The organism is Flavobacterium ovatum (assembly GCF_040703125.1).
Lineage (GTDB): Bacteria > Bacteroidota > Bacteroidia > Flavobacteriales > Flavobacteriaceae > Flavobacterium > Flavobacterium ovatum.
In genome coordinates, this window is record NZ_CP160035.1 from 2,374,257 (window position 1) to 2,400,835 (window position 26,579).

At 32.2% G+C, this 26,579-nt stretch carries 23 protein-coding genes and 1 other RNA gene; 10 read left to right on the forward strand and 14 right to left on the reverse strand.

The genetic code is table 11. The features are described 5' to 3' along the window. Positions 1–37: 37 nt before the first annotated feature. The 6 genes from ABZP37_RS10045 to ABZP37_RS10070 all read left to right on the forward strand — a co-directional run bounded on the left by ABZP37_RS10045 (position 38) and on the right by ABZP37_RS10070 (position 6,541). On the forward strand, positions 38–1,630 hold the full coding sequence (locus tag ABZP37_RS10045) for an MFS transporter (protein WP_366182671.1): 1,593 nt from the start codon (positions 38–40) through the stop codon (positions 1,628–1,630). A 27-nt stretch (positions 1,631–1,657) separates the two neighbouring features. After that, positions 1,658–2,707: an MFS transporter gene (locus ABZP37_RS10050; RefSeq protein WP_366182672.1), complete on the forward strand. Its 1,050-nt coding sequence runs from the start codon at positions 1,658–1,660 to the stop codon at positions 2,705–2,707. Between the two features lie 182 nt (positions 2,708–2,889). Continuing rightward, positions 2,890–5,106: a molybdopterin oxidoreductase family protein gene (locus tag ABZP37_RS10055; RefSeq protein WP_366182674.1), complete on the forward strand. Its 2,217-nt coding sequence runs from the start codon at positions 2,890–2,892 to the stop codon at positions 5,104–5,106. Positions 5,107–5,128: 22 nt separating this feature from the next. Beyond that, positions 5,129–5,698 (forward strand): 4Fe-4S dicluster domain-containing protein, encoded by a 570-nt coding sequence (locus ABZP37_RS10060; protein ID WP_366182676.1) that lies wholly within the window; start codon positions 5,129–5,131, stop codon positions 5,696–5,698. A 59-nt stretch (positions 5,699–5,757) separates the two neighbouring features. Next, positions 5,758–6,273: a Rieske (2Fe-2S) protein gene (locus ABZP37_RS10065; protein WP_366182678.1), complete on the forward strand. Its 516-nt coding sequence runs from the start codon at positions 5,758–5,760 to the stop codon at positions 6,271–6,273. Positions 6,274–6,295: 22 nt separating this feature from the next. Further along, positions 6,296–6,541: a DUF6755 family protein gene (locus tag ABZP37_RS10070; RefSeq protein ID WP_366182680.1), complete on the forward strand. Its 246-nt coding sequence runs from the start codon at positions 6,296–6,298 to the stop codon at positions 6,539–6,541. 459 nt (positions 6,542–7,000) lie between these two features. On the opposite strand, the gene ABZP37_RS10075 is transcribed toward ABZP37_RS10070, so the two are convergent. The 8 genes from ABZP37_RS10075 to istA all read right to left on the reverse strand — a co-directional run bounded on the left by ABZP37_RS10075 (position 7,001) and on the right by istA (position 16,855). Beyond that, on the reverse strand, positions 7,001–7,861 hold the full coding sequence (locus tag ABZP37_RS10075; protein ID WP_366182681.1) for a hypothetical protein: 861 nt from the start codon (positions 7,859–7,861) through the stop codon (positions 7,001–7,003). Beyond that, positions 7,861–11,559: an ATP-binding protein gene (locus tag ABZP37_RS10080; protein ID WP_366182683.1), complete on the reverse strand. Its 3,699-nt coding sequence runs from the start codon at positions 11,557–11,559 to the stop codon at positions 7,861–7,863. Before ABZP37_RS10080 ends, ABZP37_RS10075 begins: the two co-directional genes overlap by 1 nt. Continuing rightward, on the reverse strand, positions 11,543–12,112 hold the full coding sequence (locus ABZP37_RS10085; RefSeq protein WP_366182685.1) for a hypothetical protein: 570 nt from the start codon (positions 12,110–12,112) through the stop codon (positions 11,543–11,545). Before ABZP37_RS10085 ends, ABZP37_RS10080 begins: the two co-directional genes overlap by 17 nt. Before the next feature lie 5 nt (positions 12,113–12,117). After that, positions 12,118–13,314, reverse strand: coding sequence for a hypothetical protein (locus ABZP37_RS10090; RefSeq protein ID WP_366182687.1), 1,197 nt, complete (start codon positions 13,312–13,314; stop codon positions 12,118–12,120). Between the two features lie 165 nt (positions 13,315–13,479). Beyond that, on the reverse strand, positions 13,480–13,767 hold the full coding sequence (locus ABZP37_RS10095; protein WP_366182689.1) for an ATP-binding protein: 288 nt from the start codon (positions 13,765–13,767) through the stop codon (positions 13,480–13,482). 146 nt (positions 13,768–13,913) lie between these two features. After that, positions 13,914–14,501, reverse strand: a complete 588-nt coding sequence (locus tag ABZP37_RS10100; RefSeq protein ID WP_366182691.1) for an integrase core domain-containing protein — start codon at positions 14,499–14,501, stop codon at positions 13,914–13,916. A 52-nt stretch (positions 14,502–14,553) separates the two neighbouring features. Further along, entirely contained in the window at positions 14,554–15,291 is a 738-nt protein-coding gene (gene istB / locus ABZP37_RS10105; protein WP_366182693.1) for an IS21-like element helper ATPase IstB, read from the reverse strand. 16 nt (positions 15,292–15,307) lie between these two features. Then, on the reverse strand, positions 15,308–16,855 hold the full coding sequence (gene istA / locus ABZP37_RS10110; protein WP_366182695.1) for an IS21 family transposase: 1,548 nt from the start codon (positions 16,853–16,855) through the stop codon (positions 15,308–15,310). A gap of 39 nt (positions 16,856–16,894) precedes the next feature. Between istA and ABZP37_RS10115 the strand changes: the two genes are divergently transcribed. Then, positions 16,895–17,065, forward strand: coding sequence for a hypothetical protein (locus tag ABZP37_RS10115; RefSeq protein WP_366182697.1), 171 nt, complete (start codon positions 16,895–16,897; stop codon positions 17,063–17,065). Positions 17,066–17,151: 86 nt separating this feature from the next. Here the strand turns inward: ABZP37_RS10115 and ABZP37_RS10120 are convergent, their stop codons facing one another. Further along, positions 17,152–18,225, reverse strand: coding sequence for a DUF932 domain-containing protein (locus ABZP37_RS10120; RefSeq protein WP_366182699.1), 1,074 nt, complete (start codon positions 18,223–18,225; stop codon positions 17,152–17,154). A 44-nt stretch (positions 18,226–18,269) separates the two neighbouring features. Beyond that, positions 18,270–18,662, reverse strand: a complete 393-nt coding sequence (ssb, locus tag ABZP37_RS10125) for a single-stranded DNA-binding protein (RefSeq protein WP_366182701.1) — start codon at positions 18,660–18,662, stop codon at positions 18,270–18,272. A 1,046-nt stretch (positions 18,663–19,708) separates the two neighbouring features. Here ssb and ABZP37_RS10130 point away from each other — a divergent pair. Together ABZP37_RS10130 and ABZP37_RS10135 are read left to right on the forward strand one after the other, a co-directional pair. Then, entirely contained in the window at positions 19,709–19,858 is a 150-nt protein-coding gene (locus ABZP37_RS10130; protein ID WP_157504840.1) for a hypothetical protein, read from the forward strand. After that, positions 19,842–21,398, forward strand: coding sequence for a recombinase family protein (locus tag ABZP37_RS10135; protein ID WP_175547737.1), 1,557 nt, complete (start codon positions 19,842–19,844; stop codon positions 21,396–21,398). The genes ABZP37_RS10130 and ABZP37_RS10135 overlap by 17 nt, the downstream gene beginning before the upstream one ends. Here ABZP37_RS10135 and ssrA read toward each other — a convergent pair. Continuing rightward, positions 21,353–21,749, reverse strand: a transfer-messenger RNA (tmRNA) gene (ssrA, locus tag ABZP37_RS10140). The genes ABZP37_RS10135 and ssrA overlap by 46 nt on opposite strands. Before the next feature lie 84 nt (positions 21,750–21,833). Continuing rightward, positions 21,834–23,027 carry a serine hydrolase domain-containing protein gene (locus tag ABZP37_RS10145; protein WP_366182703.1) on the reverse strand — a complete coding sequence of 398 codons (1,194 nt, stop codon included), beginning with the start codon at positions 23,025–23,027 and terminating at the stop codon, positions 21,834–21,836. 252 nt (positions 23,028–23,279) lie between these two features. Here ABZP37_RS10145 and ABZP37_RS10150 point away from each other — a divergent pair, with 252 nt between their 5' ends. Continuing rightward, the gene (locus ABZP37_RS10150) at positions 23,280–24,482 is read left to right on the forward strand and encodes an NAD(P)-dependent oxidoreductase (RefSeq protein ID WP_366182705.1); all 1,203 of its coding nucleotides are present in this window, start codon (positions 23,280–23,282) and stop codon (positions 24,480–24,482) included. A gap of 47 nt (positions 24,483–24,529) precedes the next feature. Here ABZP37_RS10150 and ABZP37_RS10155 read toward each other — a convergent pair whose 3' ends face one another. Further along, positions 24,530–25,318: a hypothetical protein gene (locus ABZP37_RS10155; RefSeq protein ID WP_366182707.1), complete on the reverse strand. Its 789-nt coding sequence runs from the start codon at positions 25,316–25,318 to the stop codon at positions 24,530–24,532. Positions 25,319–25,513: 195 nt separating this feature from the next. Further along, positions 25,514–26,257, reverse strand: a complete 744-nt coding sequence (locus tag ABZP37_RS10160) for a hypothetical protein (RefSeq protein WP_366182709.1) — start codon at positions 26,255–26,257, stop codon at positions 25,514–25,516. Positions 26,258–26,579 lie beyond the last annotated feature (322 nt).

The following is a 26,579-nucleotide window of genomic DNA, read 5'->3' on the forward strand; positions in this document are numbered from 1 at the left end:
TTCACAAAAATAAAATAATACCATAAAATAAAAGATTATGAAAACATGGTTAGACAATTGGGAACCAGAAAACGAAAAATTCTGGAACGAAACGGGAAGTAAAATTGCTTGGAGAACATTGATTATTACAACATTGTCATTAATTATGTCTTTTGGTTCATGGTTTATGATGAGTGTTATAGCTGTAAAATTACCGGGACTCGGTTTTTCATTCACTAAAGATCAACTTTTTTGGTTGGTAGCAATACCTGGATTGGCTGCAGGATTTTTGAGAATTATTCACACCTTTATTTTGCCTATTTTCGGAACAAGGCATGTTGTAACCTTTGCCACTTTACTTAAATTAATTCCAGCAATTGGAGTTGGATTTGCGGTAATGGATACTAATACTCCCTATTGGGTGTTTGTCCTTTTGGCAATTACTACCGGTTTTGGAGGAGGAGATTTTTCGTCTTTTATGCCCAGTACAAGTTTGTTTTTTCCAAAAAGATTGAAAGGTACTGCTTTAGGAATTCAGGCTGGAATTGGAAATTTTGGGGTTAGTTTGGCTCAGTTTATAACGCCACTTATCTTGAGTGTTAGTATTTACGGGGCTTCATCAGTGTTTACTAGTATCGATGCTAAAAACACCCAGATTGTTCTTAAAGATTCCACAGTTGAAAAACAAAAAGAAGTCTTTGCCGCTTTAGATGTCAAAACTCAAAATTCAATTTTAGCAACAGTAAAGAAGCAAGTATTGGATTCGGTTTCTGCAGTAACGCATTCGAAAGAAAATCACGAAATTTTCTCTGCATTACCAATAAAAGAGAAATCAAAAGCAATTGCAAGTGCTAATCCTAAGTTGGCTGCACAAATATTACACAAAATTAGCCCCAAAAACGAGGCGGTTAAAACTACAGACATCTACATTCAATCGGCTGCCTTTTGGTACACTGGATTTCTTTTGGGTTTGGCGCTTGTTAGTTGGTTGTTTTTAAAGAGCATCCCGATGCGGGTTTCTGTAAAAGAGCAAATGGATATTTTTAAAAACAAACATACTTGGTATTGTACCATCACTTATTTGATGACATTTGGAACTTTTGCAGGTTTAGCAGCAGCATTTCCATTGATGATTAAGTTTTTATACGGTGATTTTGCAAACGCTCCAGACCCATTAGTTTACGCTTTTTACGGACCATTAATTGGTTCTGCAAGTAGAGTTTTATTTGGTTTTGTTGCTGATAAAGTTGGTGGAGCAATCTTAACGACTATTACAGGTTTAGGAATTATAGCAGGAACCATAATTTTGGTAACACAAGGACTGGTAGCTCCAACAAGCATGGATCAATTTCCATTGTTTGTAGGTGTAATGTTAATGATGTTTTTCTTTACAGGAGTTGGAAATGCAGGTACTTTTAGACAATTTCCTATTATATTTTCTGAAAATCAAAGACAAGCAGCTGGAGTTATCGGTTGGACCGCAGCGATTGCTGCATTTGGACCTTTTATTTTTTCTATATTAATTGGTAGTAATATTGGTTCCAATGGGTCTGCTAATCAGTTTTTTATTGGTTTGATATTGTTTTGTATATTAGCTACTGGAATAAATTGGTGGTTTTATAATAGAAAAGGGTGTGAAAAACCTAGTTAATCTGCATTTTAATTAAAACTATTCGAAATGAAAAATAAGACTTATAATTTAAAAGCCTTACTTATTGCGACGCTTTTGTCTGTATTTATGATTGTGCTTGTTTTCTATGGTTCTAGAGAATTGCAAAATTTTGATGCTGCATTAGTAACCTATTTGTTCGGAACGGTGTTTGCGTTTTTTGGAATCGTTTATAGATATACTGTTTGGCTGCAAAGGCCACCCACTTGGATATATTTCAAACGAGGTATAAGCTATTTGTTTACAGGAAAAGTGATTTCGCATTTCTGGTTTGCATCCAAGGAAACGATTGAAAATATTGCTTTTCAAAAGTTTATTTATCCAAGAGGAAAATACCGTTGGATGGCGCATTTCATGATAGCCATTGGTTGTACATCGGCTTTTATGATAACTATTCCGCTTACTTTTGGATGGATACATTTTACTTTGGCACCCAATTCAATTTCGATTTATGAAGCCCATTTTTTTGGTTTCAAAGTAATGGATTTCGAACTAGGTTCTGTCGTTGCATTCTTGACTTTTCACGCTTTGAACTGGTCATCCTACTTAGTGATTTTAGGTTCATTGTATTATTTAAGAAGACGATTAACAAACCCAGGATTGATTGCAACTCAAAGTTTTGAAGGTGATTTGTTACCACTTATTTTGTTAATTGCTATTTCGGTAACGGGATTAGGATTAACGTATTCGTACCAATTTATGAAAGGTTTTGCTTTTGACTTTTTGGCCGTATTGCATGCGATAACCGTAATTATGTTTTTGATTTGGATTCCGTTTGGGAAGTTTTTCCACATCATTCAGCGTCCAGCACAAATTGGAGCGCATATTTACAAAAAACAAGGAATGAAACAAGGTATGGCAGTGTGCGAACATACAGGTGAAGAATATGCAACCAATTTACATATCAATGACCTGAAAATAGTTACCAAAGAATTAGGTTTTAATTTCGATAGAGAAGACGGAACTTCCCATTTAGACTTGAGTCCCGAAGGAAAAAGATCTCGTTTGGCACAAGCCCATTTGAAAGCAAGAACCGCTGGAGGTAATTTATTTGGATAATTAAGGAACTGTTTAGTTTTCAGTTGCAGTTTACAGTTGTAATTTGAATTAGAAAAGTGATAAAAAGACTTTCAGCTTTCGTACCAAAATAGAAAGTAAAAAATACTTTGAGCCTTTGAGTCTTCGTGGCAAAAAAAAATAAAATAGACTTTGTGCCTTCGAGGCAAAAAAAAATAAAAATCATGGCAAAATTACCCGTTTCAGAAGAAAATATTATTGCTCAATATGGACCAACGCTTAATTACAGTCCAAAAGAGGGATATGAAGGAAGAGATGAACCAGACGAATTGGTAAAAACACATTGTTGCTTTTGCGGTATGCAATGCGGAATTCAATTGTCTGTGAAAGATAATAAAGTGGTTGGATTTGAACCTTGGATGGAATTTCCTTTTAACGAAGGAAGATTGTGCCCAAAAGGAGTACAGCGCTATTTGCAAAACAACCATCCTGACCGCCTTTTGCATCCCGTAAAAAGAGTCGAAGGACAAGGTTTTGTACCGACTTCTTGGGATGAAGCGATGGATAAAACGGTTTCGGAAATCAAACGCATTCAAACTACTTATGGTAACGATGCTTTCTCGGTACTTTCGGGAGTTTCCTTGACCAATGAAAAAAGTTACTTGATGGGGAAATTTGCCCGAGTAGCTTTAAAAACAAAAAACTTAGATTATAACGGACGCCTTTGCATGGTAAGTGCAGGTGCTGGAAACAAAAAAGCATTTGGATTAGACAGAGGTTCGAATAATTATTCGGACTTAGAATATGCCGAAGTAATTATTGTGGCTGGTGCCAATGTCAGCGAGACTTTTCCAACTTTAACGCATTGGATTTGGAAGGCTAGAGATAGAGGAGCCAAATTGATTGTAATTGACCCAAGGATGATTCCACTGGCTAGAACTGCCGATATTCATTTGGATGTTCGTCCCGGAACCGATTCTGCTTTATACGGAGCAATGCTGAAATATTTGGCGGATCACGATATGTTGGACCACGATTTTATCGACAATCATACTTCAGGTTTTCAAGAAACTTTGGATGCTGTAAAAGACAATACGCTCGAATGGGCCGAAGAAATCACAGGAATTAAGAAAGAAAAAATAGAAGCTGCAGCCAAATTATGGGGAAAAGCCAATACAAGTTTCTTGCTTCATGCTCGCGGAATCGAACACCATTCAAAAGGAGTAGATAATGTTTTGGGTTGTATCAATTTGGTTTTGGCAACAGGACGAATCGGAAAACCCTATTGTGGTTATGCTACCATCACAGGACAAGGAAATGGCCAAGGTGGTAGAGAACACGGTCACAAATGTGATCAGTTGCCTGGAAATAGGGATATTGAAAACCCAGAACACCGCAAATATATTTCGGATGTTTGGGGAATTGATGAAAAAGATATGCCTGGGAAAGGGTTGTCTGCTTACGAAATAATCGAGGCGATTCATCGAGGCGAAATCAAAGGATTGTTGTCTATTTGTTTCAATCCGTTGGTGTCTTTGCCGAATAGTAATTATGTTCGTGAAGCTTTAGAAAAATTAGAATATTATGTTTGTATCGATTTCTTTATGAATGAAACCGCTCGTCATGCCGACATGGTTTTGGCAGGTTCATTACAAGAAGAAGAGGAGGGAACAACCACATCTGCCGAAGGTCGAGTTATTCGAATTCGTCAAGCGGTAACACCTCCGGGAGACGCAAGGACAGACACTTCTATTATTTTAGAATTAGCCAAAAGGTTAGGAGCAGAAGATAAGTTTACTTACGAAAATAGTGAGGCTATTTTTAATGAATTGCGTGTAGCTTCCAAAGGAGGAACAGCAGATTATTATGGAATTACCTATAAAAGAATAGAAGACGAAATGGGTGTTTTTTGGCCATGTCCAGAAATCGGGCATCCCGGAACCCCGCGTTTATGGGAAGATAGAAAATTTAAAACTCCAGACGGAAAAGCACATTTTAATGCTGCACCTTACAAACTTCCTGGGGAAGTTACCGATGCGGATTATCCTGTGATTTTGACCACGGGTCGTGTAGTTTCGCAATATTTAAGTGGAACACAAACCCGCAGAATAGGGAAATTAGTTGACCAATATCCTGAGCCGTTATTAGAAATTCATCCGGCTATGGCAAAGAAATTCGGCATCAAACAAAGGGAATTGGTGCGTGTTTCAACTCGAAGAGGAGATGGCGTTTTTCCCGCGAATATCGTAGAAACCATTCGAGAAGATACCGTTTTTATTCCGTACCACTGGTCTGGAAAAAAATCGGCAAACCAATTGACACCGGGAACTTTGGATCCAATTTCCAAAATCCCTGAGTTTAAAGTTTGTGCTTGTCACTTGGAACCACTTAACGAAATTGCAGCTCCTTCTAATGAATCCAAGGCTTACGCTAGTCTTTAATCTATAAAAAATTGATAAAATTATGAATTATACCAGTTTTAATAAAAATGAAGAGTTTTTTGTAGATATGCAACGTTGCATTGGCTGTAAAGCCTGCGAAATGGCTTGTGCCGAATGTGAGACGAACGGACAAGATTCGATGATTCACGTGAATTATGTTGACCGTGCTTCGACTGTGCAAACAACAGTACAAGTGTGTATGCACTGCGAAGACCCCGTTTGTGCCAACGTTTGTCCTGCAGATGCCATCTCCAAAGACGAATTCGGAATCGTACATACGGCCAATACTGAAAGATGTATTGGATGTTCCAATTGTGTGATTGCTTGTCCTTTTGGTGTACCCAAAAAAGAAGAAAGCTATGATTTAATGATGAAATGCACCATGTGTTATGACCGTACGAGTGTAGGGAAAAAACCAATGTGCGCAACAGTTTGTCCTAGTGGCGCGTTGTTTTATGGTACGAAAGAAGAAATCGCCGAAATGCGTCCGAATAGTTCACCAGTAAATACTTTTGTTTTTGGACAAGAGATTGTAAATACCAAAGTGAATATTATGATGCCAAAAGGCAGTACCGAATTGATAATATTTTAGTATAAAAAGGAAATTGTGAAAAGTTGCTAAATCAGCTTTACACTTTAAACATAAGAAAAATGTCAAAAGAAGATAATTTGAATCAAAATTGGAAGAAAGATTTTCCAATAGAAAAACAACAAGCAACCAATGTAAGTCGTCGTGATTTTGCCAAATTCCTAACCTTGGTTTCTGGAGGTTTGATGGTTGGTAGCGGAGTCGTTGCAGCCAAGGCGTATTTGATGCCCAAGGAAGAAGTGGCTGGAGAGCATTTTGTATGCAAAAAAGACGAAGTGCCTTCTGGAGGAACTCGTGGTTTTGTAATCGAAGGAAGTACCGTTCCTTATATTTTAATTCATCTAGAAACGGGTGAGTTCAAAGCCTATGAGCAGAAATGTACGCATCTTTCTTGTTCTGTTTTCTACAAACCTGGAACAGGAATTATTCATTGTCCTTGTCACGAAGGTTCGTTTGATGCCAAAACAGGAGATGTGATTGCTGGTCCTCCGCCACGTGCATTGCCAAATTTAGATGTCTTCTTCAAAGACAATGATATTTATGTAAAAGCCGCAGAAAAAGTGGAGTATCACAGTTAATTCAAATTTTAAATAAAAGCTTATGAGTAATTTTAGAACCAGTCAAAATAAAGCCAATCCCAATAAACTAAATGCGATTCTTTCGACATTGATATTTATATTAATCTTGAATGTGAGTATTCAAATTTGGTTGTTGTATGCTTCTTTGAACAACGCATTAGACAATAATCGCGAAATTTTGATTCCAGCTTTTATAGCTTCTTTGCTGATTTTTTTAATTGGTTTTGGTATGTTATATTATTTACCAACAGGAAATAATAAAAAGTAAAGTTTAATAATCTCAAAAAAGCTTCAGGGAAATCGGAAGCTTTTTATATAGTCAAGACTGAACAAATATCAAAATACTTTTTGAAGATTTAGAGTGGATCATTAGGAATAGATAATCAATATTAAGTAACTAATACTCAGAAAAGGGAGGTTTTTTTATCCTTTAAAAGTTATGTGTAGGTCAGGAAAAGAAAAGATAAAAATAAAACCCTGATAATTATATTATTATCAAGGTTCCTTTGGAGTGATTGGGATTACAGTTGAACACTTGATACCAGTTTTGACGTTTTTTGAGGGTCTTGATTACAGAATTTAAACAGTTAACTTCAAGGTTGTTAATTTAGTAAGAGTCTTTATTCTTCGGTTATTTAATCCGTTTTTTGACAAAAGGCATATACTGATTAGAACATTGTTGTATAGGTAAAATGTAATAATTTTTTTTATGTAAATTTTGTTATTATCATTGGGTTTCGGTCTCAATATAATATTCTTGGTCTAAACCTTTTTTTTCTGTATTAATGATTTCCAATAAGTATAAAATTTTTACTTCCTGAATGGTATCTATTTTGAAATTTAGTTTTTGATTATTAAATCTTTCTCTATTTCCATTTTCACATAAAGCACTTTTAATATTTTCAGGTATGAAAAAGGTAGCCTTTTGTGATAAATGCTTTTTGTATTCATTTAAATAAATTCCAATTCCTGCAAAATCAAAATCTCCAAAATGTAGATAATTATTAGGAATAGATTTCAGCCATTTTATTAAATCTTTATTTTGATTTTGTGGATAACGGGAGACAAATAACGGGTTTAAACCTTCAAATAAATATTGCTGTTCTTGAATCTGACTGAAGTTTTTAGCATTTTCAACACCTATGATCGTTACATTTTTGGGTATTTTAAAAGTTTCATAATCATAAATAAAAATAAAACTACCTTCGACAGGATTAATTGTTATTGACTTATTATTTAATTCAGCAATAATTGGATTGTAACAGTTTACCAAAAAACCTTTAAAAGCTCTTTCCTTTGAGTTTTTCGAGTCGCTAGTAATTTTTACAAAGTCAGCGCGACTTGAATTTTCGTTTTCTAAAGCTTCAATGTACTTATTCAAATCATTGATTTGTAATTGATTTATTAAATAAAGGTGTAAGTTATTTTCATTAAATAGCTGTAAAGTTTTTTTATGTTTTCCCTTTCTAAAAATGATATTTTCTCTAACTAAATCATCAATTAACTTGCTTTTAGCTGAGCTATCTGGAATAGTTTCGCCATTAATGAGTTGGACTAATACTTTTGCTATTTTTAAGGTTAAATTCATTAATCAAGAATTTTGGTATTTACCTTTATCAGCCTATTTATTTTAGTTATGTATTTTTTAGCATCCGTTTTAGATTGCTCTTTAGCCAATTTATACGTGTATTTATAGTCGGTTGCATTTTGACTTGTTGGAGAACCATTGATTAATAAAATGTTTCTTTCATTAGCAAAACGTAGAATACCTTTCTGATTCGTAGGATGTAATGTACCTATTTCATCCATCATACAGTGTAATTTAAAATCTTTGAATTGTTTTGATGCACTTTCTTTAAAAACATTAAGTAAAGAAATGTTAATCATCGCTTTTACCAAAATATCGGTACCTTTACTTCCAACATCGGAAAGTTTTTCTACCCAACCCGAATCATTATCATTTTCTACAATTCTAAATTGCAAATCGAAAGATTCTGATAAAGTAAGCGAAGTGTTTTTAGATTTTTCCAGCTCTTTTACCAGTTGCTTTAACAATTCTACAGCTTTTTGATTTTTTGAATTGGTTTCTGAACTTGTAAACAAATTTGACTCTCCTAATAAAACACTATTCTCGTCGTTAAACTCTTTGATTTGAATCAGTAATTTCACTATTGAGTTTGAACTTTTTTGCGTTCTCATTTCCATTTCTTTAATGGCTTGCACAAAATTTTTGTTCACAAAATCGTCATTTATTTTTCGGATAATTTTTTCAATTTCTGCTTCTTTTGAATTTAATTCAGTGGTTTCCCTGCCAATTAACCGAATAATATTAGCAAAACGTTCATTCACTCTTTTTTCAAATTCATTTATTTTATCAGCTTCAACAAATTCTTTTAAGTCTAATGCGAAATTTAGATAATCCAAATCCTCATTTAACTTTACTTTAAAACTAAAAATATTATGCTCGTTAAAGTTTCCATTAAAATTGTTGATGGCTTGCTGTAACTCTTTGAATGTTTCAATTCCTTTATAATGTTTGTCGTTTATTTCCGAAATAATTGCAACAGCCGTTTTTGTATCTTCAATTTTGTTTGTTGCATCAGAAAAATGAATTTGAATACTTGTGAAAGTTTCTGATTTTTTAAACTCTAGAAACTTGTTTTCATCAATCTCAAATTCGTTTCTTTTTGATTGAATGTTCTCAACTATTTCTTTTTGATTGCTGTATTTTTCTTCTAATTTTTTAATTTCAATTTTATGTTCAGTTTCAAAAGCATTTTGCTTTTTTTCTAAGCTTAATTTATTAGCTTTCAGTTCTGGTATTTTATCAAAAAGTTCTCTTTTATCTTTTTCAAATTCAATAACGATACGTTCGTTAATAGTTATAAAATCTAGCGAATTTGATAGTTCACCTAATCTAACGTCAATTAAATAAAGCCTTTTTGTATCAGCCCCTTTGTCATCTAATTCCGAAGTTTGTTGTTTTTTTAGTTCCAGAATTCTATAGTCACACTCTTTTTTATTTGCTAAAATTGCAGTTGAAATTACTTCAATTTTTGTGTTCTTTATCGTATTTAGATTTGAAATTTCAGTATCTCGTTCTTTTTCTTTTAAAGTGACTTTTCGATCAATTCCTTTTTTAATAATCTTTATTTGCTCTTGTGCTTTAATTTTTTGAGAGGCTATTTTATCCAATTCACTTTCTAAACTACTTAGAATTATTCCTTTTTCCTTTTGGGATTTTTCAATCCACTCATTCCATTCAATTTTGTTTTTCTTTAGTTTTTCTTCAACTTGAGTAATATTGTATTCATTTTCCGCTATACTATCTTTTAAGTCTTTTATAATTTTCTGAAATTTAGTTTTAAGTTTAAGCAAATTACCATCTTTATCGATGGTGGTTTGCTTAATAGTTTTTTGAATATCCTTAATCTTATTTTGAAGTTCTTCAATTTCAAGATTATAATATTTTACCGTTTTAATTCTGCTTTTCAAAGCATTTAAATTCAGTTCTACGCCAAAAAAAGTATTCGCATTTTTATCAATTAATTGTGGGTTTAAGTCCGAAATAAATAAGACGTTGTCTTCATCAATAACTTTTCCAATTGTGTTTTCCCAGTTAGGAATTGTATCGTTTAGCCAACCATAAAGTGACGATTTACTTTGCTTGATTTTATTTTGAATGACCTCAATTTCTTTTTCGAATTTTTGATTTTTTTCAATTTCTTTTTCAATGGAAACAGTATGATTTCTTTCGATATCTTTTGTTTCTAATTCCCATTCTTTTCGAATGTTTTGCGATTTGTTTTTTGAATTTGAAATGATAGAAGTAGCCGTATTCAGTTGACCATTCAGTGTTTCTTTTTCTCCTTTGCATTTTTCAATTTCTGCAACAAAAAAGCTCTGATGTTTCAGTTCTGATTTTTTGTTCTTAAAACGATTCTCTTCATTTTCTATACTTTTTAATTCATTCGAAGCTTTTTCTTGTTCCGCTTTATGATCCCCTTTAATTTGTGAAATCAATAACTGATATCTATCGATTAATGAAGATTTTTCTTCACTAAATGAACTTTGAATATTATTCTTTTCCGCGTTTTGAGTATTGGTATATTCTTGATGTTGGTTTTGTACCTGAGCTAATAATGCTTCATATTTTTGAGTAATCAATCCGAATGAAGAGGTGAGAATATTTTTTTCTTCTACTAAGGTTTTTTGTTCATTCGTTAAAGTGCTTTTCTGTGCTACTTTTTCAATTAAATCAGTAATATTTTGATTGTTGTATTCGGTTTGTTTGTCGCCTGCTTTGGTTAATTCTTTCTTGATATAATCTATCTCTGAAATTATTTTCTGTTCTCTTTTTAAATGAAGGTCTTGTAAGTTTTCCTTCTTTTTAAAAATTGAAATAAGCGTATTGTTTTCATTCGAAAAGTTGGATAGCAATATAGGTTTATGGCTTTCAATATAAGACACTCTGGAATTCAAACTTGAAGCTAATTCTTTCTTTTCTCTATTCAAATAATTAAAAATCCTGTATTTTTCAATTACTCTTTCTGCTTGATTACGAACAATTATTTGACCTTTTTTGTTTTTGTTAAACCATATTTTAATATCATTAATTTGTGTTTCAAAATCTCGTAAATGACTTTTATGATAGTTTTCAATATCGATTATAAATTCGTCTTCATTTAAAGAATTTATAATGGTGTCTTTAATGAATTTAGCCTCTAAATTAGAGTTCAACAATACATTTTGGATGGTTCTAGGGATATTTTGGTATTGCTTGCTTTCAATTAAAGCATATTTCCTGAATTCAGCATTTAATCCTTTATTATCACCATAAATTATCCTGCGAAAATCTTCATAATTTGAAATCAAGGGCGTATAGTGAATTTCTTTTCCAAACGAATTTCTAATCTTTTCCCAATTTTCAAATGCTCGATTATTGTCATCAACAAAACTTTCACTTTTGTATTCCGAATCAAAAAATCGAAAAGCAACTTTACCGTTTACTTTGTAAGCTAAAACACAAAATGGTATACTATCTTTTACCACTTCATAGATAATGTAGGAGTTTTGATACTCAAAATAATAGTCATCAAAACCTTTTTTTTCTCTTGGAATACCCAATTTCGTTTTATTGGCATTGTAAAAAAACAAAATAGCTCGAAGCAAAGTGCTTTTTCCAACACCTTGTGTACCGATTAAATGGGTGTTTCCGTCTAATTCAATTTCAGCATATTTTATAGATGCGCTGTTGATAAAAACTATTTTATTCAGGTATCTCATTTTCTATTTCTTCAGGAATATTAATAGTCGTAATGATGTCTTTTAGGTAATTGAAAGAAGTTAAAACTTTGTAGGTTTCAGAAATCTCATTTTCTAAAGAGATGAAATTATCCTTTTCTAATTTTTCAATTATTTTTTTAATTCGATCATAGTTCTTTTGCTCTCCACTTATTTTTTTAAGATTTTCTAATTTCGTCTTTAAATCTGCATTGTTTTTTAATTGGTTTACAATATCCGCAGGGGAAAACCGAAAACCAACATCAAAAGAGGAATCAAAAGTTTTGAAGAAATCTAGTATATCAATCCAATTAAATGCTTTTTCCAATTTTCTGTCTAAGTCGACATTATTTTCAACACGACTAAAATAAAAATATTCGTTTCCTTGTTCTAAAATATAATTTATTTGATAAAAATACTCGTGTAAATCTTCAAAGGTATCTTGTTCTTCGAGTACTTTATAAAGCGTTTGAATGTGTTCATTTGGACTGTTAGAACAGATAAATTGTCCTCTGCGGAGCACATCAAATATTTCTGAAGTATATTTTGTAATCATAAGTATTATTTGGAATATACGATGGCGTATTCTATATCGTTTGTTTTTTGAAAACCATCTTCAATAACTAATTCTTGTTCGTATTGAGAAATAATTTGGCAAAAAATAGTTACTCGCTCATCAAAATCAACTTCTTTCTGGAAGTCATAATGAAGAATAAAATTGAACAAATTATCGCTAGTTGCAACAAATTTGTTTCTAATTTCTTCCAAATTAATCATCACTTCACTTTCAATACTGTTTTCAAGGTATTCATCCGAAATTCTATCGGCAAGAGCGGGTTTGTTTTGTTTTCTGTTTTTATGATTTTTTGCAATTCTTTTAATTGCTTCAAAAGCTTTTTCGTTTTCTCTGAGAAAATCTAATGATAAGTTTAAAGGTTCAGTTAATCTCGTTTCAAAAATGACTTGATTTTTAGTGGCTATTATTTGCTTAGTATCTGTTTCTGCTTCAATTGTAAAATGATCTTTTAGATATTTTAGTTTTCGAAGCTTTTCTGAAAATTTCCCTTGATGTTTAATTTGATTTAGATAATCAATAATTTGTTTTTCTATTTCAATCAAGTTATGTGAGCATTCTCCTAATTGATGTTTTAACTCAATAATAATCCTGTTTAACTCTTCATCTAATGCTCTGTTGAAAAACGTAATTTCATCTTCTTTAATCAGTTTTAAAGTATGATCAATAAGGTTTTCAACTACTTTTCTTTTTATATCTAGATTTTCAAGCTTTAATTGTTTGTTTTTATAATTTGTTTCATTTTTAAAAGTATTCTCGATATTTCGTCTCAAATCCACTACACTTCGAAGTGTAATAATTCCCATTTTTCTGAAAGTTTTTTTGATAAATCGAAGATAGCTGTACTTTTTGTTATCGTTATTTTCGTTTAAAAAGTAATCAATGTTTTCTCTAATATTTTTGATGTTTTCATCAATATAAGACAAGTTGATTTCTTCGTTAACATCCAAAATCTGTTCAAAGAATTCTAAAAATTGATCGTCAAGTTCTAAAAGCCCTCCGTTTTCTCTTATAACTGATCTTTCTATCAAATACTGAATACGGTTTTCATCATAATCAACTAGCGAAACGGCATCACTGTATTTGTAATCAATAGATTTTCTTTTGCTAAACATTTCAGAAATTAGTTTTTCCTCTCTTTTCAAAGCAGAAATTAATTCCTTAATGTCATTGAATGTATTCATCTATTTGATCTTTATTTTACTAATTTGAGATATTTATGTAAGAGAATCACTTAAAATATATTAAATCAAATATAATATTTATTTTAAGTGATTGGTTAAGAATCTAATATTTTTGCCATAATTTATATTAAGTTAAATATTGAATTGATAGTTTCAATTTTTATTTCATGAATACTTTTGATTCATCATTAAGGTATGAAGATTAAACATTACATTAATTTTTGTTCCCTTTCCTTTAACTGATTCAATTTTAAATTCACCTTTGAGGGATTTTACCCTTTCATTCAAATTAATTAAACCAATTCCATTTTTTTTATGGTTAACGTCGAAACCGTCACCGTCATCTATAATATTTAATTCTAAAAAATTATGCAGTATAATTGTAATAGTACAATTTTTGGCATGTGCATATTTACTAACATTTAAAATAGACTCTTGGATTATTCTATACATATTTATCTTGTAAATATTTGGTATTGATAACCATTCGATCTGTGGTGGTCTAACCCCCTAATAATCGGACTTTAACATTTTAGGTTTTACAAACATAGTAAATTATTAAATATCTTTGCCTAGCAAGGAACAAACGACGGCGAGTTTTATACCGATGTTTGTAGAAATGTTTCAGGCCTGACCATTTCGTTTTTATTAAAATTTAGTTCATCCGCCCAAAAAGGCGGAATCTCTAAATTTTGCAAGGAACTGCACTTCCAGCTCGTATTGCCCGATATTTGGTTGTATGGAATTTTGAGTTTAAAGTTTATTTTTCGTTTTATTTCGTCTCTTTTTTGTTCTATTAGGTCTTTGTTCCAACATTCTAAAAAGATATTCGGAGGTAAATTACAAACAGACGAATGCAATCGTTGATTGTTGTATTTTTCATAAAAAAGAGTTAGAAGCTGCTCCAATTCGTCGATTGTCCAAAAATGAAATGGGCGTAGTTTTTTTGCTAAAATAGCGTGAAAACTTTCAATGTGTCCGTTTTCTTGTGGTGTGTATGGGTGTGTAAAGACTTGATTTAAATGGTTTTCTTTGAAAAAATCCTGAATCGTTTTTGCTGAAAACCTACTGTCATTGTGGAAATTCCAGCTATATTGACCACCCAATTCCAATTTAAAGTGATCACCTGATTCCAATTCAAAATGACCACCTAATTCCGGAGCAAAATGACCATCTCCATTTTTCATTAAAAACTACTTTTTTTCATCTGTTAATTAGTATTCAAATATACTTAAAATATTATCCCTTGTTTATGCTTTTTTTCTTTCTCATAGATTCTCCATGGAGTTCGATTCGGTGAGATTGATGTATTAGCCTATCCAAAATTGCATCAGCTATGGTTTTCTCTCCAATGATGTCATACCAACCTTGCACTGGGATCTGCGATGTTACAATAATAGAACCATTGTTATGCCTGTCTTCAATGATTTCTAAAAGGGTAATTCGATTGTGACTATCTAATGCCTGGAGTCCAAAATCATCCAAAATAATAACATCTTGCCTTTCAATTTTAGCCAATTCTCGCAGATAAGAACCATCTGCTTTGGCCATTTTTAATTTAGCGAACAACTTCGAAGTATTAAAATAGCTTACTTTATAGCCTTGTATACAGGCTTGATAACCTAATGCGGTGCCTAAATAACTTTTGCCCACACCAGTGCTTCCGGTGATTAAAATATTTTCATTTTTTTCTACAAATTCACATTCTGCCAGACGCAGTATGGTGTTTCGATCCAGATTACGAGTCTGGTCAAAATGGATACTTTCAATATTTGATTTGTAATGGAATCGGGCGTTGGTGATACTGCGAGCAATACGCTGATTGTGCCTTTCATCCCATTCGGCATCAATAAGCATTGATACAAACTGATCGAGTGTGTAATGGTCTGTTTTTCCGCTTTCAATGGCCGTTTTAAAAGCATTATGCATGCCATAAAGCTTCATTTGTTTCATTTTTGTTACTGTAGATTCATTCATGATTACTTGGTTTTAATTAATTATAATATTGTTTTCCTCTTATGTTACCGTGGATAGGGAGTTCTTGCTCGGGTTCTTGCTCAAAATCAATATGGTCTAAGTTGTTTTCTAAGATGTTTTGTATGGTCTTAAAATTGTAAATCTTAAAATCAAGTGCCCGTTTACAGGCATTTATTAATCGCTGCTTACCAACCTTTTTTTCGAAGTTTAGTATTCCTAAACAACTTTTATAAGCCTGTTCAGGGTGGTTTCTGCTTTCGATTATTTGCAAAATATATTCTCCAACGGACTCATCAATACTAATAGCCCAATCAATGAAGCGAGCAGCGCTCCACTGGGCTACAAATTGATGCGTACTGGCTAAATGCTCTGGGATTGTGGTATAAACATACGGTTTGTAATTCCTTTGATGAATGGCTATCCGATTGTATTTGTAATAGATCTCTACCGTTGATTTAGTATACAATAGTTTGGCTTTTTTCTTTACATATTGATACGGAACACTGTAATAATTTTTGTCTTGACTTAATTGAACATGCCCATTTTGCATGATAGTAGCAAAGGATTGGTATTTGATTTCAAAGCGTTCTTGTGGCAGTGGGCGCAGTTTTTCTTTTTCATCTTCTAAAAATACTTCCAAGCGAGAATATGGGCGTCCCGTGAGTTTTCGACTATTATGGGTGTCTAATAAATCCCATATCTGCTGATTTAATTCTTCCAGAGAAAAGAATTTGGTTTCTTTTAGATTGACATAAATTCTTCTGTATAATATCTTAACAGCCCCTTCAACTAACGACTTATCCCTAGGTTTATAGGCTCTGGCAGGCAAGATTGTAGTTTGATAATGTTCGGCTAAATCAGCTAAGGTTTCATTAATTGTGGGTTCAAAACGACTGCTTTTTATCACTGCAGATTTTAAGTTATCGGGAACAATTGCCGCTGGAGTGCCTTCGAAAAAACGCATAGCATTTTCTACAGAAGTGACGAAATCTTCTTTTTGTTGGCTTATAGAAGCTTCAGCATAAGTATATTGACTGGCTCCCAATATGGCTACAAAAAATTGTACTTCTTTGATTTCCCCAGTGTCGTTATCAATAATGGAGAGTGTTTTTCCGGCATAATCCACATACATTTTATCACCAGCTTTGTGATTCATATGCATTACTGGATTGACTCGTTTACTCCATACTTTATAATGATGGGCAAATTGCGAACTCCTGTAACCATCAGGGTTTATGGCAATATATTGTTCCCACATATGTTGTATGGTAACACCAACTTTTTTTAGTTCACGCTCCATTTTAGGGAAAAAATTATGGAGTGTCTGTAATTTGGGATTAATTGATTCAACAGTAGTCTGTGAAAACAAAAGTTCTAGTTCAGCATCTGTTTTTTTATCAATTAATTCAAAGCTTAATCCGAGAACTTCAAATAAAGAAATATATTTCTTTACCGTATTCCTGGAAAGGGATAAGTAGCTACTTATGAATAACTTACTCTTTCCATCACAATAGAATTTAATTACTTTTCTAATTTTACTCATGTCTGTTATTTTGTTTGCCATAATCCGTGTTTTTTTAAACGAATGTATGGTTCTAACAACATGAAAAAGTCAGTAGTTTTTAATAATCAATTTAACCCGAAATCAGGTGGTCAATTTGAACTGGAAAGTGGTGGTCAGTTTGCTCCGGAACTGGTGGTCAATTTACACTGGAAAGTGGTGGTCAATTTGACTGGTTTTTCCAGGTTGTGCCTTAAAATCTTTAAGATTTAGAAAAAAACTTTATTCTGAAAAATAATAGAAATTGTTAAAATAGGCGACTACTTTTGTGAGTAGTCGCCTTTAATTTTAAAGCCTTTTTAATTGAAGTTGAAAACGTCAGTACCATTTTTTTGAAATGAGGTACAGATTTCAAAAGCCTTTTGCGATTTTGATTGTGCTGTACCTCCCAAAATAATAGATTGTAATTTTGCTTCATTGTTCTTATAGCTACGTACATTTTGGTAGTAGCCTGTAACTGCGTTATAAGCTCCAAACAAAGTGCCTTTTGTCGTTTCCATTTGTTGTGAGTCGCTCGTCATAGCATAGGCAAAGGCATCCTCAACCGTATTTTTAAAAACGGTTGATATTTCGTCCTCATTTCCGTTTTTAATATGCTGTAAGGTTTCCTTGTTGGGACATAGTGCTAATTGTATCAATTTTTTAACCTCGTTGTCGTTTACTCTTACTTTTGACCATTCATTAAAAATTCCCTCTAGTTGATTACTAAATTCGTTTGCTAATCCCATTACTTTATGCGCATTCTCCAAACGTTGTTTTGCTCCCGAAGTATGGCGGATGCGTACCACGTTGCTCATATTTCGAAGTGAAGCGTTTAGTGTATTTTGGCATACAATTCTAACAGGTGTAAAAGCTGCCGTAATACTTCCGCTACCATCGTGTGAAGTAGTGAGGAAAATATATTTTTCTGTAACATCATCACCAGTACCCACACGAATATAGTCAGGTAATTTTGCTGTAATAAAAATGCGTTCTCCATTTCCTAAAGCGCCTGCAGTCTCGTACAAAATTCCATCAGTACCACCTACAATAGCATCAAAGAAACCAAATGCTTCACGATTTTGTACAATATGATACTCTTTACCGACTACACCCAAAACAGTATTGGTATCGTTACGGGTAGTAGCAAAATAATTAGGCACTTTTAGTTCATTGTCCCTAATTTCTAAACTGTCAGTAGGATCAATTATGTTTGATACCTTGGAATAAAGAGGACTTTTTATAACTTCATAGTTAAGTCCTGCGTGGTTAATAGCTTCTGCACTTGTCGGATAGTCTGTTACTATTTGCCCTAAGCAGTGCCAAGCTTTTTGTTGTACGCTAAAAAATGAATAACGTCCCGTTCTTTCGTTGAAATTTAAATTGTGTGCCATGATATTAAAATTTAAAAGGTTGAAAAATGAATAAATTAATGGTGTTAAAAAGGTAGATCATCGACCGTTTCATGTTCTTTAACTTTCCTCTTTTCTTGATTTGAGATGTCAAGTTTATTATCTGTTTTCATACCGCCTCCATGCAATTTAATAGTAGCCGTGTGAAAATTTAAACTTGCTCTTAATTCCCCGTCATTAGCTGTCCACGCTCTAGTGCTTACTCTGCCTGTAAGCTCTACCAAAGCGCCTTTGGTAAGTATCTTCGCTACATTTGGACTAATCCAATACGAGCAATCAAAATAGCTTGTTTGCTCTATGCGTTCGCCTTGTTTGTTGCGATAGCTGTCATTGATAGCTATCGAAAAGTTTACTACTTGTTTTTCCTGTGACGTTGTGCGTACTTCCGCATCCCTTGTCAGTCTTCCGATGATGTTCATAATTTTTAATTTTTAGAGTTATAATTTTTCAGTTAATTTATTCGGCAATGAGAGGAGGAGCTGTTTCGTTTCACTCTGTTTCCATTTCTAAAGCTGTTGTTTTCCATAATTGACATTTTTTTTATTCGTCCAAAGAGTCGGAGTATGCTATGTTTCGTTTCGAGAGCATAAAAGGTTAGTGTTTAGCAAAAACAAGGTTTTATCAAATAAATACTACCCGAATGGGTGGAGATTTTTTGATAAACCCGCAGGGCTTGACCTTTTTTTTGCGTTAAAAACACTAGTATACCTTTGCTCTTGAAATGGGACAATTAGCATACTGGCTTTTGAATATAGATAGGATGGAAGCAAGGTTGTAAAGCGTATTATGTTTTATTGTAAAGAAAGAAGGTAATCACTAGAAATATTGTCTGATGGTTTTAATCGGCTTATAGTTTGAAGTAATGATATGGCTATTAAAGCCATGGAAAAGGATCTTGAAAATTATACGTAGGTAGCAACTTCAATTTTCAAGATTCTTTTATTGAGTATTCTTAAAGCTCTTTTATACTGTAGCATAGCGAAAGTATAAATGTGCTTTGCGGATTGTGCTGCGGACAAAAAGCCCAGGGTTCTTAAAGTCTGAGCTGAATTTTAAAATTATGCAAATAATGCATTGTCAAAGGATATTTATCCACAAGAAAGAGAAGTATATTCATTAGTACTAAGTACTGAACGGGACAATTTATATAGATTGTTTATTTATTGAGTTAATTTATTTAGTCCTCAAGTTTAGAAAAGGAAATAGTGAAATAGTAGGAGTGATAGAAATGTAATAAATTTAAATTTCCGATGGAAATAGATAATTTATTTAGACGAGTTACCAATTACAAACAAAATGATACATCGACTGATGTTAAATGCCACTAGTAGTCAAAAAGAGCCTTGACATGACATTCCCATTCGATTTACTGGCCTTGCTGTTAAATTTATTTATGTGTGCGTTCATATAAAATTCACAAAGTAAAAATAAAATTCATTTTCATAAAGAGTAAAGGAGGTAAATAATGGAACAGGAAGACAAGAGCTTGATTGATGGAAAGATAGAGGAGTTAAAGTTTGATATTGAGAAGCTAAATGAACAGAAATTCGTAAATTTACTGATTGAAATTATTGTTTCTATTACATTAAATGAATTAAATGAAAAGAGCGATTAGATACTTAAGATTTAGTCAGTTGGGACAAAGTAATGGTTCCATTGAAAGACAGGAGCTTTATACGGATCAATGGTTGAAATTTAACAATGTTGAATTAACAGATACTTTTATTGATCGAGGGAGAAGTGCTAAGACATTTGATAGACCAGACTTTATTAAACTTCAAGAGTTTATTAGTAAACATTTTAAAACTGTGGACTATCTTTTGGTAGATCAAATGGACAGATTTAGTAGGGATGCTGGAGAAGCAATGAGTATGGTAAAGATGCTTCAGCGAAAATACAATATTCAGGTCGTCAGTGTAACCGAAGGAATTACGTTCGACTATGATACTCCAGGAAGTTTTTTCAGAGCGGGATTACAACTATTGCTTGCTGAAGAGGATAATATTAACAGGAGTATTAAAATTAGGGGAGGACTCTATACTGCTAGAGCAAAAGAAGGCCGTTACATCGGAATTAAACCACCTTATGGTTATATAAAGTTTGGCGAAGGAAAGGAACGAAAATTAATTATTGAAGAAACAGAAGCAAAGGTTGTCAAGTTTATGTATGATGCTTATTTACATGATACACCACTTTATATAATTAAAGGACAAGTATTTAAATTAGGATTTAAAGCAAGAGGAAATACGGCTGTTGAAAGAGTATTGACTAATCCTGTGTATGCAGGTATGTTGCAGGTTCAGGGATATAAAGAGTATCCCGGGGGAATTTTTCCAGCTATACACGAAGCTATTATTGATAAAACTACTTGGCAATTGGTGCAAAATAAGATGAAAAAGCCTGAAAAAGTTAGAGCAATATTAGATGAAAATTTACCACTTCGCGGAATCTTAAAATGTCATTGCGGAAACCTACTCACAGGTGCTCCATCAAGAGGGAAATCAGGCAAGTATTTTAATTATTATAAGTGTAAGACTTCAAAGCATAATAATATAAGTGCAATAAAAGCCCATACACAGCTTGCTGAAATATTAGAATTAATGAGTCTCCCAGAAAATACTTTGTCTGAAATAAAAAAGTCTTCTAGTGTGGCAATAGAAGAAAATTTAAAATCTAACAAACTGATAATAGAACAAAAGAAACTTTTGCTAGAAGAGACTCAAGAAAAGATGTTTTCTGTAGAAGAAAAGTGGATTAAAAATGAGATTTCAAAAGATACTTATGATAGATGGTATGCTACTTATAGCAGTACTATCCATTCCTGCAAAGATGCAATTGAGCGTTTAAGTAAAGTTGAAACACATGCATTCAAAATTTTACATAAAAAATTACACTTACTCGGAGATCTAAAATCTATATATGATAATGCAAATATTATCCAAAAAAGGGAATTTGTCAAATTGGTGTTCGACAGCAATTTATACTATCAGGAAGGTGTCTATCGAACACCTACCATGATACCGATAATGTCTCGGAATCACCTGTTAATGCAGGAAAAAGGCTTGTTGATTTACCATAAAAAAAGGGATGATTTTCCAATCATCCCATCCAGTGGAGTCGCCGAGAATCGAACTCGGGTCCAAACAAGCAATTAAAAGGCTTTCTACAGGCTTATTTCCTGATTAGATTTTCGATAACAAGCTAGGCCAGAAACAGCCACTTATTACTTATCTTCTTAATTTTGAAATCCACCCGAAGCTCATGGAAATCTAGGTCTATTTTTACGGTTCTCCTGAATAGAACGCCACAAACCAAGGCTTTCAAGGAGAATCCAGCTTTCCTATCTGATAGGAACGTGGCGTAATCGTACTATAATTCGGATTATGCAGCTAAAGCGTAGTTATTTTCGCCGTTTAAAATGGTGAGATCTTATATTAACGAGCAAGGTCTCAATGCTCGGCCTGCTTACTTTTCAATTCGACTTGCTGTCAAAACCAGTCGACCCCAGTATTTAATCATAAAATTGAGTTTGCAAAGATATTCTTTTTGTGCTAACTACAATTTAGTTATTGTTATTTATTCATCAAAAATCATTCCCCATTTCCGTTGTCATCTAGTTTAAAGGGGTAATCACCAAATAAAGCGGCTAGATTACGCACTTTATAAGTCATGCGATTGAACTTGTTAGACAAGGCTATTATAGTGACTTTCTCCTCTGGCAATGTAATGTAGGCAGAAGTATTTCCGTGCCACCATCCGTTATGGAAGTAGAAATTTTGTCCAGTCTCCCAGTTAATCATTCTCATTCCAAGTCCGTAGTTATTTAGACCTTTGCGCTCATTGCTGTAGCCGATAAATGCTTTTTTTAGTAACTCAGGTTTAAAGAAGTCTGGATCATTACGTCCCATATCAAATTTCAATAAATCTCTAGGAGTGGAGTAGATATTTTTATCTCCATAAATAGCGTCTAAATAATCCCAATAGTAAAGTGAAAAATTACCTCTGTATGACGGATTTGCTGTTTGCCTGTCTTTATCATAATCAAATACATAAGTGTCATTCATGCCTAAAGGTTTGAAAATAATCGTTTTCATAGCCTCTTTATATTTTTGACCAGTAACTTTTTCGATGATTAATGCCAAAATAGCATAATTTGTATTGCAATAACTAAAACGACTGTCAGTTCTAAATTCTAAGTCTATTTTTTTAGTAATCAACAAGTTTACAATGTCTTGATTTGTCAAAATCTTATGACGATCCCAAATTTCTTTTTTATCTGTAAAATAGGAATAGTTTCTAATTCCACTTCGGTGACTCAATAGATTTTTAATTGTTACATTCGGATAAGGAAATCCTTTTAAAAGAGTAGTGACTTTTTGTTCTAAATCTAACTTATTTTGGTCAATTAATTTTAAAACTGCTGTAGCCGTCATTACTTTAGAAACTGAGGCAATATGAAGTGAACTAGAACTAGTCATTTCTGTTTTAGTTTTGTTATTCGCTAAACCTTCATATTTTTCGTAAATAATATGACCGTTTTTTGCCACCAAAAAACCTCCGTTTAAACTATTATGAGGCCAGTTTTTGTTATAAAAATGCTCAATTGCATTTTTCTTTGAATTGACATATTCATTTGTAAGATTAGGACCTTCTTTTAAAACAAATGTTTTTTTTGATTTATTATCTGATAAATCTTGTTCGGAATTATTATTTCCTTTACAAGACGTCAAAAGGAATAAGAGCAGTAGTAATTGTAGTATATTTGTATTTTTTATCGAAATCATTATTTTGGTGCTTGAAAAACAAATATATAGAATCATTCTCTTTTTTGACAATTATTTGGAAGTCATTTTAGATTATTTTTTGGAATTTAATTCTTGTTTTTCTATCGATTTGAGATTCAGAGGTTCAGCTATAAAAAACTTTTTCATTGTTGATGATGATGGTTTTGACGAACTTTTTTTTGTAAAAATAACCCGATGTAGGCTATTCTTTTTTATAAGTTTAGCCATTAAATATAGATAATAGTTTTGAAAATGAAATTTGGAATTTTAAAAGAAAGAAAAAACCCGCCAGACCGAAGAGTTGTTTTTTCACCTGAGGCTTTAGTTCAGTTGAAGCAACAATATCCTGATTTTTTAGTTACAGTTGAAAGTTCTAAGGATAGGATATTTACAGATGAAGAATATCAATTTGCAGGAATAGAAGTGGCAAAAGATGTAAGTGATTGTGATGTACTCATTAGTGTCAAAGAAATTCCAGTAGATGAGTTGATCCCTAACAAATCCTATTTCTTTTTTTCGCATACGATAAAAAAACAACCACATAACCGTGCTTTACTTCAAGCTGTTTTAGAAAGAAATATTAATTTATACGATCATGAAACTATAGTGGATCAAAACAATCGTAGATTGATTGGTTTTGGTAAATATGCTGGTTATGTTGGGGTATATAACAGTATTCGTGCTTTTGGATTGAAATTTGGATTGTTCAAATTGCCTAAGGCTTCTACATTAAACGGAAAGGAAGAGCTCGTTAGGCATTTAAAGCGTTTGGTATTACCACCGTTAAAATTTGTAATAACCGGCAAAGGAAAAGTAAGTAAGGGGGCCAAAGAAATCCTTGATACTTTAAAAATTAAGGAAGTTACAATTGAGAACTATTTGACTAAGAATTATACACAATCTGTTTATACTCAATTAGGAGTGTCTGATTATTATAAAAGAAAGGATAATAAGTCTTTTGATTTTGATGAATTTAAGTCTAGCCCTCAAGATTATGAATCTGATTTTGAAAAATTCACTAAGGTTTCTGAAATTTATATTTCAGGACATTTTTATAGTGTAGGTTCTCCACTTATCTTAACTCGTGAAATGCTACAATCTAAAAATTGCAAGATTAAAGTTGTAGCTGATGTTTCCTGTGATATTAATGGTCCAATTGCTTGTACATTGCGTTCTTCGACTATTGAAGAACCTTTTTATGGTTATTTACCTTTAGAAGGCAAAGAAGTCGATGTTTTCCATCCAGCTGCTATCGTTGTGATGGCTGTGGATAATTTACCAAGTGAATTGCCTAGAGATGCTAGTGTCGGTTTTGGAGAAATGTTTACAGAACATGTAATTCCAGCTTTTTTTAATGGAGATAAAGATGGAATCTTAGAAAGAGCACAAATCTCTAAAGATGGTCAATTAACTGTTCGATTTAGTTATTTACAGGATTATGTCGTAGGAAAATAATACTATAAAAAAAAGGCTGCTCAAAATTGAAGTAGCCTTTTTTTAAATTATTCTGTTAATTGATAGAATTTTCCCGTCATTTCTTTTCCTTTTAAGACTTGACCAGTTTTAATTAAAGCATCTGCATATCTGTAATAATATACAGTATCTCTTGATTTGCTAGCTTCAAATAGTTTTTCATACCATTTTACTGCTTTTATCATTTGATTTCCAAAATAAAAATGATCACTTAATTTCCTGAATAGTACAATCGATTTGTATCCTTTTTCAGCTACTCTTTTGTAATTATCAAAAATTCGAACATATACATATTGTTGTCTTTTGCTAATTGGATTGTTAGCGATATCTTCAATTACAGCAAATTTTTTAAAGTTTTCAATTTCTTTAGCAAGTAATACTTCATCTGCTTTTGAGTCTTCAACTATTTCGTTTTTGGGATTTAAAAAGGTGTATTCAAGGATGGTTTTTGTAATTGATATCTTTGAATTGGTTTCTTTAGTAGTATTATTATCTGTTTCTAATTCATTATTTTTTTTATCAATATTAGACTTATTGTTAATTATATCAGGATTGTTTTTTATTTGATCAGTGGGAATAATTTTTTGTTGAATACTTTCGTTTTTGTAAACAGGAGTAATGATTCTTTGATTAGTGGAGCCTAGATTAACTTTACTGATCAGTCTTAAATCTGAAACCATATAGGTTGTTTTTGATCCGCCAAAACGGTCATTTATAATTTCTTGTACCTTGTAACATTCTATTTTTCTTTCTTGACTTGAAACGTTTAAACAATATAACTGTAATAGGAGAATTAGAATTAAATAATTTATTTTCATTGTAAGAGAATGCTTTTTTCGGGAAAGTTAGTAGAATATTTTTATAACTATATTCAGTATATTTTTTTTGTACAAATATATCTATGAAAGTAAAAAAAAAACATTTACTGGTATTTTGTCTTTTTAACCTTCCAAAAAGAATATGTAATTTAAGGGTTTTTTATTAGCCGAAATAATTTTAATGAGAACTTTGAATTATTCTGTTAAACGATTGAATTTTTCTATCATTTCATTTCCTTTAATAGTTTGACCAGTTTTTATTAAAGCATCTCCATATCGGTAGTAATATTCTGGGTCTAAATGAGTAGTTATTTTAAATAACTCATCATACCATCGTACTGCTTTTTCAGTTTGTTTACTGTAGTAAAAAGAGTCGGATAATAATTTAAATAAGTAAACAGATTTATATCCTTTGTCCGCAACTCTTTCATAAATGTCTATAATATTGATGTAAATATGGTCGGTTTTTTGTCTTGTTGGGACATTTTTTGCTATTTCAATAGCTTCAGTTTTTTTAAAATTTTCAATAGCTAATTTTAAAGCTACTTTCTCAATTTCAGGATCTTCTATTACTGCTGTGTTTTTACCTTCTAATTGAATTTCGCTAACTTTCTCTGACCTTTTTTTTACAACTATTTCTCTAGTTTTATTTTGTGGAGAATTAGAATAATTTTTATCGGTGAAGTTTTCTTTTTTGTAAACGGGTGTTATTTTTCGGGTGTTATTAGGTCCCAAATCTTCGTCACTAATAAGACTCAAATCAGAAACAGTGTAACTTGTTTTGGTTCCACCAAAACTTAAATTTACCGTTTCTTCCACCTGATAATAAAGTACTTTTCGAGTTTCGGTATTAATGGTAACTGTTGGTTTTTGGCAATAACCATTATGCGTATAGAAACCTGCTAATAATATAGTTACTATTTGGATAATTTTTTTCATGACGTGTAGTTTTAGAATCCATATGCAATTATTATAAAATTATATTTCAAAAAAAAAGTAAAACGAGAACCTTAATTAAAGTCTGTATTGCAGATTAATAAAGTAAGTGTTGGAGTGTAAGTCTCTTGTTTGTCATACAACAAATAAAAAAATCTTTCAGTGCAGTTTTTATAGACAAAATAAGGTTTTCTGTCAATAATTCAGGTTTGCTTCGTGTATGTCGTTAATGTATTGACAATGAGGTGGTATTGTTTGTTTTTGGGCTTTGAATAATAAGCTAAGTTAGTAAAAAAAAGCCTCTAAAACAATTTTAGAGGCCTTT